Below are 15,293 nucleotides of genomic sequence, written 5' to 3'. Positions count from 1 at the left end.
ATTGATATACAACTATTGCCTATGTCATCATTAGGGTATTATTCTAACCTGCTTTCCCGCTTTATACTTTAAATAACTTCGTAGATGGCATTAAACCCGACACCAATAAGATGACTTTATGACTAAATACGGGCTTCGTGCCAAAGTAATGTCGCTGACGATTTTACCGACTGTTTTGATCGGAACATTATTAGCCAGCTATTTCACCTTTAACCGTTATCAACAATTAGAAACGGTGCTTATCGAGCAAGGTGTGAATATTATTGAACCACTGGCGATTGCGAGTGAGTACGGCATGTTGCAAAACAGCCGTGAATCATTGAAAAAACTGCTCGGTTTAACCCATCGTAAGTTTGCCCCCACGATTAAAAGTATCGCCATTTTTGATACCAATAATAAGCTGTTTGTCACCAGTAATTATCACCGTAACTTTTCTGTTCTCAAGAATCCCGACAACAGTAAATTACCGGAAACGACGCAAGTCGAAGTACTGGATGATTTCATCATATTACGCTCGCCGATTATTGCCGAGATTGACAATGACAACTTCCCGCTAAGTTTAGAAAACCCAGAACAGATCCTTGGTTATTTATCTATTCAGTTGATTCGTGACAAAGCCATATTACTGCAATACCGTGATACCACGGTCTCGGTATTTATTGTGTTACTGGGTTTCTTTACCGCGCTTATCTTCTCCTGGCGACTCGTTAAAAACGTCACCCAACCCATTACCGACATGGTCAAGGTTGTCGACCGGATCAGGGAGGGTCGACTCGATGCCCGAGTCACCGGCGATCACACCGGTGAGTTAGCCTTACTCAAAAATGGTATTAACTCAATGGCCAAATCGCTATCTGCTTACCATGAGGAAATGCAGCAGAATATTGATCAAGCTACATCAGATTTACGGGAAACCTTAGAGCAGATTGAGATCCAAAATATTGAATTGGATATGGCTAAAAAACGGGCCCAAGCCGCTGCACGGGTTAAATCTGAATTCTTGGCTAACATGAGTCATGAGTTAAGAACGCCACTGAATGGCGTGATTGGTTTCTCTCGCCAGTTGTTAAAAACATCGCTGAGCCCAAACCAAACCGATTACTTGCAGACCATTGAAAAGTCAGCCAAGAACTTACTCAATATTATTAATGATATTCTCGATTTCTCTAAGCTTGAAGCCGGTAAACTGACATTAGAACAGATACCCTTTAATCTACGTGACACCATTGAAGAAGCGGCAATACTGCTAGCGCCAACCGTACACGATAAAGGCCTCGAATTATCATTACACGTAGATAAGAATGTACCTGATGGTATTATTGGTGATCCATTCCGTTTCCAACAAGTGATCACCAATTTATTGGGTAATGCGATCAAATTTACTGAAAACGGTAATATTGATATCCATATCGAATTACTGGAATGGACTGGTAATAGCGTCACCATTCAAACCAATATCCGCGATACCGGCATCGGTATTTCAGAACAGCAACAAGCACAACTATTTCAAGCCTTTAATCAAGCTGACACCAGTATTTCGCGTCGTTATGGCGGCACCGGTTTAGGACTGGTTATTACTCAACGCTTAGTTGAATTTATGGGCGGTGAAGTCTCGCTTGATTCTGACTTAGGCCAAGGCTCTAACTTTAAATTCTCACTCAAATTCCATGTCACCTCAAACTCATTATCAGAGCCGTTACCGGTAAATGATTTTAAAGGTAAACAGGTCTTATTGTATGAAGTAGATAACTACTCAGCACGCTCGTTAATATCGCTGCTGAATAGTTGGGAACTGGACGTATTACATTGTGCTAATGATGCTGAATGGCAGCACTATATTAATCAACCGTACTACTGTGTTGTGATTGCGCAGAATGATGAAAGCAAGTTAACGCCTATGTATGACAAGATGAGTCAATGCCATGACCTTAATGCCGCGGTCATCGTACTCATTAACTCGTCAGATCCTTGCTTACAAGAAGAAATCATTCGAGTGGGGGCAAGACATTGCCTGACTAAACCGTGTAACCACCGTAAATTGGTTAATGCATTGGCTTACTTAGATAAACCAGATGAACTGCCTGTGCCACAGTTAAAGATAGAAAAACCCAAAGCTAAGGTCGACCTATCTATCTTGGCAGTCGATGATAACCCAGCTAACCTGAAATTAATTAGCGCTATGCTGGACGATTCAGTAACCACGATCGAAAGCTGTACCAATGGTGCGGAAGCGGTTGCTAAAGCGAATCAAATGGACTTTGATATCATCTTTATGGATATCCAAATGCCCATCATGGACGGTATCAGTGCCTGTAAAGCGATTCGTTCAGGTACGCGTAACCAGTCAACCCCGATCATTGCTGTCACGGCACAGGCGATGAGTGGTGAACGCGATCGTCTACTGAGTAAAGGGATGGATGATTACCTCACCAAACCCCTTGATGAGACAATTCTCAAGCGTACGCTACAGCAATGGAGCAGCTCATCACACGATAACACCACAGTGAAGAATCATATTTTAAATTGGCCACTGACTTTGCAACGTTCAATGGGTAAAGAAGACCTAGCGGTAGATATGTTAGAAATGTTTATCAATAGTCTGCCAGAGATTAGCGAACACCTTGAGCAAGCACTCGCACGCAGCTTGTCACGCTCAGAGTTTAAGAAAATAATTCATAAATTCCACGGTGGTGCCGCTTGTTGTGGGGTATTACCAATTCAGAATTTAGCCGATCAGATTGAACGCGGATTACGCAAGGGGGCCGAAATTGAAGATGTCGAACCTGAGATATTTGAACTACAGGAAGCGATTGAGACCGTGATTAAGGAAGCACAGCCTTACTTACCCGATTAGGTTTATGACCTCACGGCTGTGTTGAAAAACATGGTCGTGCGTTATTATTTTATTCAAAAAACCACAACAATCCTCCTCTTACCTTTCATCTACCGATGTTAATAACAAATCATATAACCCCTTCGCTGCAGGTCCGGTTTTTGCGCCTTTTGGCAACGTTAGATGTAAAGACACGTGATAACGATTTGAATACTCGACGTTAAGCACGACGATATCGTCATCTTTATGATGTTCTATAATATGCTTGGGCAAACGACAGTAACCCAAACCTTGCTGAACCGCTTGCCAAGCGTGATCGAAATTATCAACAGTGATACGCTGACTCGACTTTAACCAACCAACATCGATATTATCTGCCACACCTAAATCACGAATGACAATTTGTCTGTTAACCGTTAAATCCTCGATACAGAGTTCAACCTTATGCGCGAGAGGGTGCTCTTTCATAACGACAGGCAGCATATAAACAGTGCCAAATGATTCACAGGGATAGTTGGTGATTGGAAAATTGACAATAGAGATATCTGCTTGTTGTTCTTCAACCATAGCTGTGGTTTTTGATAACGAGGTTTCTACTATTTTAATCGACGTCGTACTATTTTTCGCAAAGAAAGTAGCCAAGGGTTCATATAACCATTGTCGGTCGCATAGATGATCAATGGCTATCACGATCTCAGATTCCATACCTTGCGTCAGTTGAGTACTTATTTCCTCTAGTGCTTGTGCTTGCTCAATCATTGACTGCGCCCTGCGTAATAACGACTTACCATCATCAGTAAGCACTGCGCGTCGCCCCTTAATTTTAACAAGTGATACGCCAAGTTGATCTTCAAGCTTTTTAATCGCATAGATCAAGGTTGTATGGCTTTTATTTAGCACTATCGCTGCAGCTTGAATGCTACCAGCCTTATCAACCTCAAATAAGGTCAGCCATTGATCTAATGTTGTCTTCAATCTCATTGGTCTATTTATTCCACAGTTATACGCAGTTTTATGAACTTTTATGTTCAATTTTTATAGATATTATAGTGCCTATAACAAAGAGCAAGCAAAAGCATATCGCTTTGCTCAGCTCATACATATGCGATTGGAGATATAGAATGCAAAAATTATTACAAGTAGATTTCGATTTTACAGGTCCATTTGGTGATGAGATGTCAGCGATGTTGGTTGGACTAGCTGAATCAATTAATCATGAACCAGGCATGATTTGGAAGATTTGGACTGAAAATCAGAAAGCACAATTAGGTGGTGGTATTTATCTATTTGAAAATGAAGCGTATGCACAGGCTTATTTGAAGATGCATTCAGCCCGCTTAAAGGCGATGGGAGTAACAGAGATCAGAGGACATATTTTCGATATCAACATGCCGCTATCAAGTATTAATAACGCGCCGATGACAGGAGTACTAGCATAATGAACAATAAAACCTTTTTAACGACACATGGCATTATTTATAGCATCTTTGCTTTAGCCTTGTTTTTCATCCCTGCTGTTATATGGCCCATGTACGGGATAGAGTTGAACGACAAATATGCTTACTTTTTATCTCAACACACGAGTATTTTCTTAGGCGGGATAGCTGCGATCAGTTTATTACTGAGAGAGATCGAACCTGGGCACATCGCTAAAAAATTGTTTCAGGCACTGCTGATTAGCAATCTATTAGGTGTTTTGATCACCTTGTATGCGGGAGCGAAAGGACTGTTTGTTGGTTTCGGTTGGAGTGATCCAGTATTCTTTACCCTGCTTTCAATATGGAGTTATTACCAATTCAAAAAGCAGTAATACAGGAGCATGCACAATACCAAAATAAGTCGTTTTAAAATCTAGACCAACGCCTTAGCGTTGGTCTTTTCACATGCATAGCGACGCTCATAACCTAGCTGTTATTACGTGCTTCTTGCATGATCACTTGCATGTCTTTTACTGCTTTACCTAAACCATCAAATGCCGCGCGGGCGATGATTGCATGGCCGATATTCAATTCATAAATTTCAGGAATCGCGGCAATAGGCTGGACATTATGGTAATGCAAACCATGGCCAGCATTGACTTTCAAGCCAGCTTTATGTGCATAACTTACCCCTGCGGAGATCTTCTTCAATTCTGCTTGCTGTTCAGGTTCAGACTCTGCATCGGCATAAGCACCGGTGTGCACTTCAATGTACGGCGCGCCAGTAGCAACAGCAGCATCAATCTGCTCTTTGTCTGCATCAATGAATAATGAGACGAGAATGCCCGCTTCGCTTAAACGTGTCACCGCTTTCGTGATCTTGTCTTGCTGACCAAGTACATCTAAGCCACCTTCAGTTGTCAGTTCTTCACGCTTTTCAGGCACTAAACAAACAAACTCAGGTTTGATCTCACAAGCAATATCCAGCATCTCAGCAGTCACGGCCATTTCTAGATTCATGCGTGTTTGAATAGTCTCTTTCAATACACGTACATCACGGTCAACAATGTGACGACGGTCTTCACGTAAATGCACCGTAATACCGTCTGCGCCATTTAATTCAGCAACAGCAGCTGCATGGACAGGATCAGGGTAAGTCGTGCCGCGTGCTTGGCGTAAGGTTGCAATGTGGTCAATGTTGACACCTAAAAAGATCTTATTCACGTTTAATTCCCTTCTTGATAAATAGTTATCTACGTTCAGTGGCTTATTAATAAAGAGTTATCTTTTTTTCAGTGGCTTATTAATAAACAGTTCCCTGCTTTTCAGCGGCTTGTTGCCCAGATAGGGTAACAAAATTTGGCGACAAAAACGTTTTGCAGCCGCTAAATTTTCTGAATTAAATTGTCGTTGCTCAAATGCTAGCAAATCTTTACCTAAAAATGAGCTGCCCACAGCGACTTTATAAATAGACGGTACGATCCCAACATGGGCGACATATTTATACATACGATCTGGGAATACCGCATCCATCGTATCAGCACAATAGCTTAACGCACCAATGTTACCTAAACATTGCATTAAATTTAATTCAAATTCACGCAATAAGGGTTCAAGCGGTTCACGTTTAGCTAACGCTAATAAGGCATTTTGGTAATGAGAGAATAGTTCAGGATTAGCTTGTTCACTGGCGAGTAAACGATAGAGTAATTCGTTGAGGTAAAAACTAGCGTAGAGATGCTTACCGGCAAGCGGTAATGAATTAGATACCGCCTCAACCTGGCGCATGGACTTGAGTCCACCTTTGCCGGCATAGGCGATATTAAGTAAGGTAAACGGCTGTAAAATTGCACTTTGACTGTTTTTACGCCCGCGTCCTGCTCGTCCCACTAACGAAATTTTGCCATCGTTAATGGTAAAGAAGTCGATTAATAAACTCGACTCCTTAAAAGGTCGACGATGCAGTACAAAGGCGTTTTGTAAGTCCATGCAATAAAGCTATTTACACTTCATCTCCGTAACCTAAGCTACGAAGTGCACGTTCATCATCAGCCCAACCAGACTTCACTTTAACCCAACATTCTAGGAATACTTTATTATCAAACAAAGTTTCCATATCACGTCGCGCTTCAGTACCAATAGTCTTTAGTTTTGAACCTTTATTACCAATAACCATACGTTTTTGGGTATCACGTTCCACTAAAATCAATGCATTGATGTGGAATGTGCCATTTTCACTGACTTTAAACTGCTCGATTTCAACCGTAGTTGAGTAAGGCAGTTCTTGACCAGTGAAACGCATTAGTTTTTCACGAATGATTTCTGATGCCATGAAACGTGAAGAACGATCTGTTACATGATCTTCAGGGAAGTAAAAACCACCTTCTTGTAACTGTTTCGAACAAATACTACGTAGCATTTCTACGTTAGTACCTTTCGTTGCCGAAATAGGGATGATTTCTGCGAAATCAAACTTATCCGCTAATACCTTCAAATGAGGCATTAATTCTTCAGCTTTATCTTTAATCGCATCGGTTTTATTAATCGCCAAGTAAACTGGGCAGTTAATCTCACGTAGCTTGTTTAATACCATTTCATCATCGTCGGTCCAACGGGTACCATCAACAACAAAGATAACAGCATCAACATTCATATCTTTTAATGAACTGCTTGCAGCACGGTTCATCAAACGGTTAATCGCACGTTTTTCATCGATATGTAGACCTGGAGTATCGATATAAACCGTTTGACGGTTTTCTTCAGTATCAATACCTAGAATACGGTGACGAGTCGTTTGTGGTTTACGCGAGGTAATACTTACCTTTTGTCCCAGGATGCGGTTTAGTAGCGTTGATTTACCTACGTTAGGACGGCCAACGATAGCAACAAAGCCGCTATAAGTCATATCACTCATTGTATTTGCTCCAATGCTTTTTGAGCTGCTTCTTGTTCTGCTTTACGACGACTAGTACCTTTACCTGTAACAGGGTGCTCTAGGCCTTCAATAACGCAATGAATAGTGAACTCTTGATTATGAGCTTCACCTTTTACTTCCACTACTTGGTACAGTGGAAGTGCTTGCTTACGTCCTTGCAGCCATTCTTGTAATTGTGTTTTCGCGTCTTTCTGATCGATACCAGGTTTGATCGCAGATAAACGCGATGCATACCAAGCCAATACACGTTCACGTGTTTTCTCGATATCACTGTCCAGATACATAGCACCAATAAGGGCTTCAACCGTATCTGCTAGTATTGATTCGCGACGGAAGCCACCACTTTTCAATTCACCAGGACCTAAGATCAAACATTCACTTAATTCAAACTCACGGGCGATTTCAGCGAGCGTTAACCCTTTAACTAAGGTTGCACGCATGCGGCTTAAATCACCTTCTGGTACCTCTGGGAACTTGCAAAACAATGCATCCGAGATAATAAAACCAAGTACTGAATCACCAAGGAATTCAAGACGTTCGTTATGCTTGAAATAAGCGCTACGGTGCGTCAGTGCTTGTTGTAATAGACCAGCATCTTGATACTGATAACCTAATACTCGTTGTAATTTTTCTAATAAAATTGTCATAATTATTTTAATTTGCCAATACGACTAAAGCGTATACCTGTTGGGATCCAACCAGGTAACAAAGAATCTTGGTCGCGTTCAAATTCGAAACTAGTCCAAATGAACACAGCCTTGCCAACTAAATTTGCTTCTGGAACAAAACCCCAAAAACGGCTATCAGCACTATTATCACGGTTATCACCCATCATAAAGTAATGACCATCCGGTACAACCCATTCATATTGACGGGTTGGCGGATTGTCTTGCTGATAAAAATCACTGGCTAAATCAGGGCGGCTAGGGTTAATTAAGATGTTATGTGCCACATCCCCTAGTTGCTCTGTATATTCCTGTAATTCAACCATTTGATCTTTAAACTTGCCAATTTCGACTAAGCTAAGATCGAGTTTTTCAAAACCTTTACAGTCTGTTCCGCTGCATGATTTTTGAATGAAAACCTGCTTCCCACGATAAGCGATACGATCACCAGGCAAGCCGACTACACGTTTAATGTAATCAACTGTTGGTTGTGGGGGATATTTAAATACCGCCACATCGCCACGTTCAGGCTTACCGGTTTCGATAAGTGTAGAACGTAATACTGGATCTTTAACGCCATAACTAAATTTTTCCACCAAAATGAAATCACCAACCAATAAGGTTGGCATCATCGAGCCTGATGGGATTTGAAATGGTTCGTATAAAAATGAACGTAATATCATTACCGCAGCAATCACAGGGAACATCGATTTTGCATTTTCAACAATAAACGATTCTTGCCCTAATTTTGCAATAGCTTCTGCTGGTAACTCTGCTTGAGATTGAGCAAATGCGACTTTTTCCGCACGAGCTTTTTCCCAAATCAGTTTGTCTAACGCCCAAATAACACCGCTAACGAAAGTAAACAGTACCAATATCAGTGAAAAGTAGGTTGCCATTTATCTAATCCTTTCCGATATGTAGCACAGCTAAGAAGGCTTCTTGAGGAACCTCAACATTACCAACTTGCTTCATGCGTTTCTTACCGTCTTTCTGTTTCTGCAGTAGTTTCTTCTTACGACTGATATCACCGCCATAACATTTTGCAATTACGTTTTTACGCATTTGCTTAACCGTACTACGGGCAATCACTTGCGAGCCAATAACAGCCTGAATCGCAATGTTAAACATTTGACGTGGGATCAGTTCTTTCATTTTCTCAACCAATAGACGACCACGGTTTAGTGAGTTGTCACGGTGAGTAATCATCGCTAACGCATCAACACGATCGGTATTAATTAATACATCAACACGTACCATGTCTGCAGGTGTAAAGCGGATGAAAGAGTAATCAAGTGATGCATAACCACGGCTTGTTGATTTCAAACGGTCAAAGAAGTCCATTACTACTTCACCCATTGGGATCTCGTAAGTTAATGCTACTTGCTTGCCGTGATAATCCATCTTAGTTTGAACACCACGTTTATCGATACATAAGGTAATTACATTACCTAAGTATTCTTGTGGTACTAAAATATTACATTCTGCGATTGGTTCACGAATTTCTTCGATATCATTCAATGCAGGTAATTTAGCTGGGCTATCAACGTATATCACTTCACCTTTTTTGGTTTCTACTTCGTAGACAACCGTTGGTGCAGTGGTGATCAAATCAAGATCGTATTCACGTTCTAAACGCTCTTGAATGATTTCCATGTGCAGTAAACCTAAGAAACCACAACGGAAACCAAAACCAAGTGCTGAAGAGCTTTCTGGTTCGTAGAACAAAGACGCATCGTTCAGACTTAGCTTGCCAAGTGCATCACGGAACGCTTCATAATCATCAGAACTAATTGGGAACAGACCCGCATAAACCTGAGGTTTAACTTTACTGAAACCAGGTACAGGTGCATCAGCAGGATTACGCGTATTAGTTAGCGTATCACCTACTGGTGCGCCTAAAATATCTTTAATACCGCAAATAACAAAACCAACTTCACCACAACCTAAGATACCAGTCTCAACTTGTTTTGGTGTGAAGATACCTGCTTTATCAACAAGATGAGATTCACCCGTCGACATAACAGTCAGCTTGTCACCTTTACGTAATACACCGTTGGTGATACGTACCAGTGATACCACACCTTGGTAGTTATCAAACCATGAATCGATGATCAGGGCTTGTAATGGTGCATCTGCTGAGCCTTTTGATGGGCACGGAATTTCTCTTACAATTGTTTCAAGTACGTCTTCGATACCTAAACCAGTTTTTGCAGAGCAACGAGTCGCTTCCATTGCATCGATACCAATGATGTCTTCGATTTCTTCTGCTACGCGATCAGGATCGGCGGCAGGTAAATCGATTTTATTCAGGATCGGCACAACTTCCAGATCCATCTCCATCGCGGTATAACAGTTTGCTAGTGTTTGTGCTTCTACGCCTTGACCAGCGTCGACAACAAGTAAAGCACCCTCACAGGCTGCTAATGAGCGAGAAACCTCATAGCTGAAGTCCACGTGTCCTGGCGTATCAATAAAGTTAAGTTGGTATGTTTCACCATCTTTCGCTTTATAATCCAGCGTTACGCTTTGCGCTTTAATTGTAATGCCACGCTCGCGCTCAATATCCATTGAGTCAAGAACTTGTGCTGCCATTTCACGGTCAGATAAACCACCGCAATGTGAAATTAAACGATCTGATAAAGTTGATTTACCGTGATCGATATGAGCAATAATTGAAAAATTACGAATGTGTTTCATGAGTTAGATAATATCCAATACTTAGTAGATATGACACTTAATGAGGCGGATTTTAACGGATTTAAGGGATGACTGCTATCTTTCAATTACTTTTAATCAGCGCGCCACTGGCCTATCACTTCCGATTGAGCCACAACACCTAGCATTTTAGGTTTTAAATCAAAGCTTTGATCAAATTTAACACTTAATTTCCGGGTGCAAGTGAAACCAATATAGCCACCAACAAAAGCCGCGAGAATAACCAAGCCTTCACCTTCAAATTGGAAAACTTGAGATAAATACTGGCCAAGACCCAGTGACAGTAAAATTGTGGCTAACGGCAATAAGTAAACCAGCATGGCGCTGGTGACTAAATTCTTTTCACGTAAACCAATTTCGATTTTATCACCAGCGACTACATCTGCCGTTTTAGTGACGGTAAAATTGTGGATCCGATGTGGGAATGCTTTCGCGACGGTACCTGTACCGCAATTGTCACTGGCATGACAATGGTTACACGCAGCTTGGCTCTCGCACTGTACCGATACTTGATCACCCGTTACACTTTTTACCACTGCTGTTTCAATTATCATACGGGTGCATACCTTAGCTTAAAGCAATCGTGACTGACTCCAACGACGACGTTCTTTATCGTTGAGGCTATATAGTTAAGTTCTATATAGTTAAGTTCAGTCACGCTTGTTAGAATAAATTAGTTATCAAGATTGCGCACAACAGAGTCAGCAATTTTCTTGGCGGTCGCGCTTGGAACTTCACCCACCACCACAATCTCAATATCATCTGTAATTTTAGATTGTAAACTAATTTGTCCCGATACACCTAATCCTTGACTTAAACTACCCGCTTTCACGTTGGTATTTACGTAGATAGATATATCGACTAAGCCATCTGAATACTGCATATAATCAATTGTTTGACCTATACCTGCAATCTGATGTTTATTACTCACAATCAGTTTAAATCCATCAGGCATCCAAGTCGTTTTCCATTCCGACTTAGTCGGCGCAGGCATTAAGGTTTGGGTTTGCATCGCAGATAATACTGGTGGTAATTTTACTGAATTCAATTGTTCTAACCAAGGCGTCACATCAGGGAATTGATACAAGGAAATCGCCATCACTTGGAATACCACTTCACCACTGTCTTTGATCATATCAATGCGCAGCGGTAAATTCGTGGTTATATCAATCCAAATCAAATAACCAAAACGGTATTTATCATTCGGGACGACACGTACAACTTGACTTAAACGTCCTGTCACACGTGATTTCCCACCGACATAAATAGCTTGGTAAGAGCTTTCATCAAGCGTAAGTTCCGTGGCCATTAAATTAAATAATAGCCCAGGTATAGCCGTTGATGATAACGAGTAGCCTGGCTGCTCAGCTTCAAAAAAGCTGGTAATATCACCACGACGTAAATATTCGCGAGGATTGCCATTCAACGACAATAAATGGCCGACAGACACATCATCAATAACGCCGTGGCTATAACGCATCGGGGTAATTCTTCCGCGCTCGACCTCGACATAAGACAAGTCATAATTGAGCTGTTTAAATGCCGTTTTCATATTGTCTAACAAGGCATCTGCAGATAGTTGCGGCGAAGCTGCAACACTGCTATCAGTTTTAACTGATACCTCTTCACTCCAGGCGGCAGGGCTTAAGAGTGAAGACAATAAGATCCACAAACCAACACTTTTCTTGAACATTACTGGCTCACTATTATTGCTGGATGCGTTTTTGTAATTGATGATCAAGCACAAATGCATTGATGCGGCGTACTTGTTCTACTTTTTCTTCATCGGTAAACTCAGGCTGAACTTGACGTGAATCTGGCGACTCAATACTCAAGCTCACTGGTGATGCGATACCGGCAAATGGCATGACATTTAGCGCTGGTTCAAGCCCTGTTATCGGTGCTTCGGAATTACTGTACTGCACACCCGTAATAACCATTAAGGTAACCGACGCCGCAATAGCAAATTGACCACCCGTTTTTAGCCAAGGCTGGATCATTTTTTGATAGAAAGAGCTGTCGTTCGCACTTTCTTTTGGCATTATCAGTGCAGGTTCTTCAGCAATAGCCGCAGTGATAGCAAGCGTAAGATCTAAATTAACCGCTGCTGGAGTCTCACCGCGCATCACGTCACCAATTAGATGGTAATGCTGCCAACTTGACGATAATGCTTCATCCTGACCTAACTCATCAAGTAATGCTGCATCAATATGTTCATTGTCTACAATGGAGGATAAACGTTCTTTTTCTATCATAATTAATACCTAAATTTACTCGTCCGTAATCTGTGTTTGATTTACTGTTGAAGTAAGGGTTTCAATTTCACTTCAATCGCTTCACGTGCTCTAAAAATACGTGAGCGAACAGTACCCACTGGGCAGCTCATGACAATACTGATATCGTCATAACTCATACCTTCCATTTCACGCAGTGTTATCGCAGTACGTAATTCATCAGGCAGTGCGTCAATAACTGAATAAATCACCGCTTTCATTTCTTCCGCCAGAATAATACGCTCTGGTGTTGATGACTCGCGCATGCCATCGTTACCGTCGTAGAACTCCGCATCTGCGGCATCAATATCATTAGCAGGTGGTCGTCTACTTTGCGCGATTAAATAGTTTTTCGCGGTATTACTGGCAATACGATATAACCAAGTATAAAACGCACTATCACCTCTAAAGTTAGGTAATGCACGGTAGGCTTTAATAAATACTTCCTGAGTCACATCGGCAACGTCACCGCTGGCTGATACATAGCGTGAGATCAGGTTCGCCACTTTTTGTTGGTATTTCGTCACCAATAAATTAAATGCGGCCTTGTCACCGCCTTGAACTCGCTCAACTAGTTGCAAGTCCGTCTCTTTTGCACTCATTAGTAACCCATAACCTCTTATTATTCTGATGACACTAGTATTACTAATGCGTAATTTTCAGACTACATGATATAAAAAAAGTTCGTTTTAACACCAAATAAAGTACGCCATTAAGCTAATTAAATCAAAATAAGGCTAAATAAATCAAAATATCTTTTTAATGCCAGCGCTTTACAGCCTATAATGCCCTACTTAGAGTTAGTCTTAACAGCATACTACAAATCGAGTGGAAACTATGAGAACAAATGCGGAATACCAAAGCGATGTACTGATTATCGGCAGTGGTGCCGCAGGACTCTCTCTGGCACTGAAACTCGCCAATCACGCTAAAGTGATGGTGTTAAGTAAAAGCGGCTTAACCGAAGGTTCAACCCTTTATGCACAAGGTGGGATCGCCGCGGTATTTGATGAAGCGGACAGTATTGAAGGCCATGTCGCCGATACCTTGATTGCCGGTGCAGGCTTATGTGATGAAGATACGGTTAATTTTACCGCCAGCAGTGCCGCCACCAGCTTGAATTGGTTAATCGACAAAGGTGCACCATTTGATCAGGTCGCTGACGATAATGGTGACCAACATTATCATCTCACCAAAGAAGGCGGCCACAGTCATCGCCGTATCCTGCACGCCGCAGATGCCACAGGTAAAGTAGTACAAACCACGCTAATCGATAATGTCTCTCAACATCCCAATATCACTTTAATGGAACGCTTTAACGCGGTTGACCTGATCTCTACTAAGCAGCTGAATCAAGCAACTAACCGCATTGTCGGTGCTTATGTGTGGAACCGTGAAGTCGAAAAAGTCGAAGTAATTAAAGCACGCTTTGTTATTTTAGCGACCGGTGGCGCCAGTAAAGTTTATCAATATACCAGTAATCCCGATGTGTCGAGTGGTGACGGTATTGCCATGGCCTGGCGCGCAGGTTGCCGTGTTGCCAACATGGAATTTAATCAATTCCACCCAACATGTTTGTTCCACCCTGATGCTAAGAATTTCTTATTAACGGAAGCCCTGCGTGGTGAAGGCGCTTATTTACGTCACGCTGACGGCACCCGCTTTATGCCCGGTTTTGATGAACGCGCTGAATTAGCCCCGCGTGACATTGTCGCCCGCGCTATCGATTTTGAAATGAAGCGCTTAGGCAGTGACTGCGTGTATTTAGATATCAGCCATAAACCGGCTGAATTTATTATTAGTCACTTCCCAACAATTTATGAACGTTGCTTAAAATTAGGTATCGATATCACCACAGACCCAATCCCAGCCGTACCCGCGGCACATTATACTTGTGGTGGCGTAATGACGGACTTAACCGGTCAAACTGATATGCGTGGCTTATACGCCATTGGTGAAGTGGCTTATACCGGCCTGCATGGTGCCAACCGTTTAGCCAGTAACTCTTTGCTAGAATGTATTGTATTTGCCCATGCTGCGGCAGACGATATTTTATCGAAATTACATAAAACCCGTAAAGATTACCGCATTCCGGCTTGGGATGAGAGTAAAGTGACGAACTCAGATGAAGAAGTGATTATCCAGCATAACTGGCACGAGCTACGATTATTCATGTGGGATTATGTCGGTATTGTTCGCACCACTAAACGTCTAGAGCGCGCCCTACGCCGAGTGAATTTATTACAACAAGAAATTGATGAGTACTACAGTAACTTCCGCGTCAGTAATAATTTGCTGGAATTGAGAAACCTAGTGACAGTGGCAGACTTGATCATTCGCAGTGCCCTCGACCGTAAAGAGAGTCGCGGCTTGCACTACACGCTCGATTATCCAGAGCAGTTTGACGAACCAGAACCAACCATCTTACAACCTAAGGTTTAGTTGCTAAAA

At 41.9% G+C, this 15,293-nt stretch carries 15 protein-coding genes; 4 read left to right on the top strand and 11 right to left on the bottom strand.

The window, feature by feature from the left end; translation table 11 throughout:
* The first annotated feature begins 118 nt into the window (after nt 1–118).
* Nucleotides 119–2,854 carry a two-component sensor histidine kinase BarA gene (gene barA / locus A923_RS0111735; protein WP_017221872.1) on the top strand — a complete coding sequence of 912 codons (2,736 nt, stop codon included), beginning with the start codon at nt 119–121 and terminating at the stop codon, nt 2,852–2,854.
* Nucleotides 2,855–2,932: 78 nt separating this feature from the next.
* Here barA and A923_RS0111730 read toward each other — a convergent pair whose 3' ends face one another.
* Nucleotides 2,933–3,814, bottom strand: a complete 882-nt coding sequence (locus A923_RS0111730) for a LysR family transcriptional regulator (RefSeq protein ID WP_017221871.1) — start codon at nt 3,812–3,814, stop codon at nt 2,933–2,935.
* Nucleotides 3,815–3,954: 140 nt separating this feature from the next.
* Between A923_RS0111730 and A923_RS0111725 the strand changes: the two genes are divergently transcribed.
* Nucleotides 3,955–4,272, top strand: coding sequence for a monooxygenase (locus A923_RS0111725; RefSeq protein ID WP_017221870.1), 318 nt, complete (start codon nt 3,955–3,957; stop codon nt 4,270–4,272).
* On the top strand, nt 4,272–4,643 hold the full coding sequence (locus A923_RS0111720; RefSeq protein ID WP_017221869.1) for a hypothetical protein: 372 nt from the start codon (nt 4,272–4,274) through the stop codon (nt 4,641–4,643). The genes A923_RS0111725 and A923_RS0111720 overlap by 1 nt, the downstream gene beginning before the upstream one ends.
* 94 nt (nt 4,644–4,737) lie before the next feature.
* Here A923_RS0111720 and pdxJ read toward each other — a convergent pair whose 3' ends face one another.
* From pdxJ to rpoE, 10 genes are all read right to left on the bottom strand, one after another.
* Entirely contained in the window at nt 4,738–5,475 is a 738-nt protein-coding gene (gene pdxJ / locus A923_RS0111715) for a pyridoxine 5'-phosphate synthase (RefSeq protein WP_017221868.1), read from the bottom strand.
* A gap of 57 nt (nt 5,476–5,532) precedes the next feature.
* Entirely contained in the window at nt 5,533–6,240 is a 708-nt protein-coding gene (recO, locus tag A923_RS0111710) for a DNA repair protein RecO (RefSeq protein WP_017221867.1), read from the bottom strand.
* A gap of 13 nt (nt 6,241–6,253) precedes the next feature.
* Nucleotides 6,254–7,165, bottom strand: coding sequence for a GTPase Era (gene era, locus A923_RS0111705; RefSeq protein WP_017221866.1), 912 nt, complete (start codon nt 7,163–7,165; stop codon nt 6,254–6,256).
* Entirely contained in the window at nt 7,162–7,833 is a 672-nt protein-coding gene (gene rnc / locus A923_RS0111700) for a ribonuclease III (RefSeq protein WP_017221865.1), read from the bottom strand. Before rnc ends, era begins: the two co-directional genes overlap by 4 nt.
* Before the next feature lie 2 nt (nt 7,834–7,835).
* Nucleotides 7,836–8,750: a signal peptidase I gene (gene lepB, locus A923_RS0111695; protein ID WP_017221864.1), complete on the bottom strand. Its 915-nt coding sequence runs from the start codon at nt 8,748–8,750 to the stop codon at nt 7,836–7,838.
* Between the two features lie 4 nt (nt 8,751–8,754).
* Nucleotides 8,755–10,551: a translation elongation factor 4 gene (lepA, locus tag A923_RS0111690; RefSeq protein WP_017221863.1), complete on the bottom strand. Its 1,797-nt coding sequence runs from the start codon at nt 10,549–10,551 to the stop codon at nt 8,755–8,757.
* A 92-nt stretch (nt 10,552–10,643) separates the two neighbouring features.
* Entirely contained in the window at nt 10,644–11,123 is a 480-nt protein-coding gene (locus tag A923_RS0111685; RefSeq protein WP_017221862.1) for a SoxR reducing system RseC family protein, read from the bottom strand.
* 119 nt (nt 11,124–11,242) lie between these two features.
* Nucleotides 11,243–12,262: a MucB/RseB C-terminal domain-containing protein gene (locus tag A923_RS0111680; RefSeq protein WP_017221861.1), complete on the bottom strand. Its 1,020-nt coding sequence runs from the start codon at nt 12,260–12,262 to the stop codon at nt 11,243–11,245.
* A gap of 13 nt (nt 12,263–12,275) precedes the next feature.
* A complete protein-coding gene (locus A923_RS0111675) occupies nt 12,276–12,824 on the bottom strand; it encodes a sigma-E factor negative regulatory protein (protein ID WP_017221860.1) in 549 nt (182 codons plus the stop codon).
* 41 nt (nt 12,825–12,865) lie between these two features.
* Nucleotides 12,866–13,444: an RNA polymerase sigma factor RpoE gene (gene rpoE, locus A923_RS0111670; protein WP_017221859.1), complete on the bottom strand. Its 579-nt coding sequence runs from the start codon at nt 13,442–13,444 to the stop codon at nt 12,866–12,868.
* Nucleotides 13,445–13,679: 235 nt separating this feature from the next.
* Between rpoE and nadB the strand changes: the two genes are divergently transcribed.
* Complete coding sequence (gene nadB / locus A923_RS0111665) at nt 13,680–15,284, top strand: L-aspartate oxidase (protein WP_017221858.1); 1,605 nt, start codon at nt 13,680–13,682, stop codon at nt 15,282–15,284.
* Nucleotides 15,285–15,293 lie beyond the last annotated feature (9 nt).

The sequence above is a fragment of the Moritella dasanensis ArB 0140 genome (genome assembly GCF_000276805.1).
In the GTDB taxonomy this organism is placed as follows: Bacteria; Pseudomonadota; Gammaproteobacteria; order Enterobacterales; family Moritellaceae; genus Moritella; species Moritella dasanensis.
Note: the sequence above shows the minus strand (reverse complement) of the source record. Positions and strands in the feature narration are given on the sequence as shown.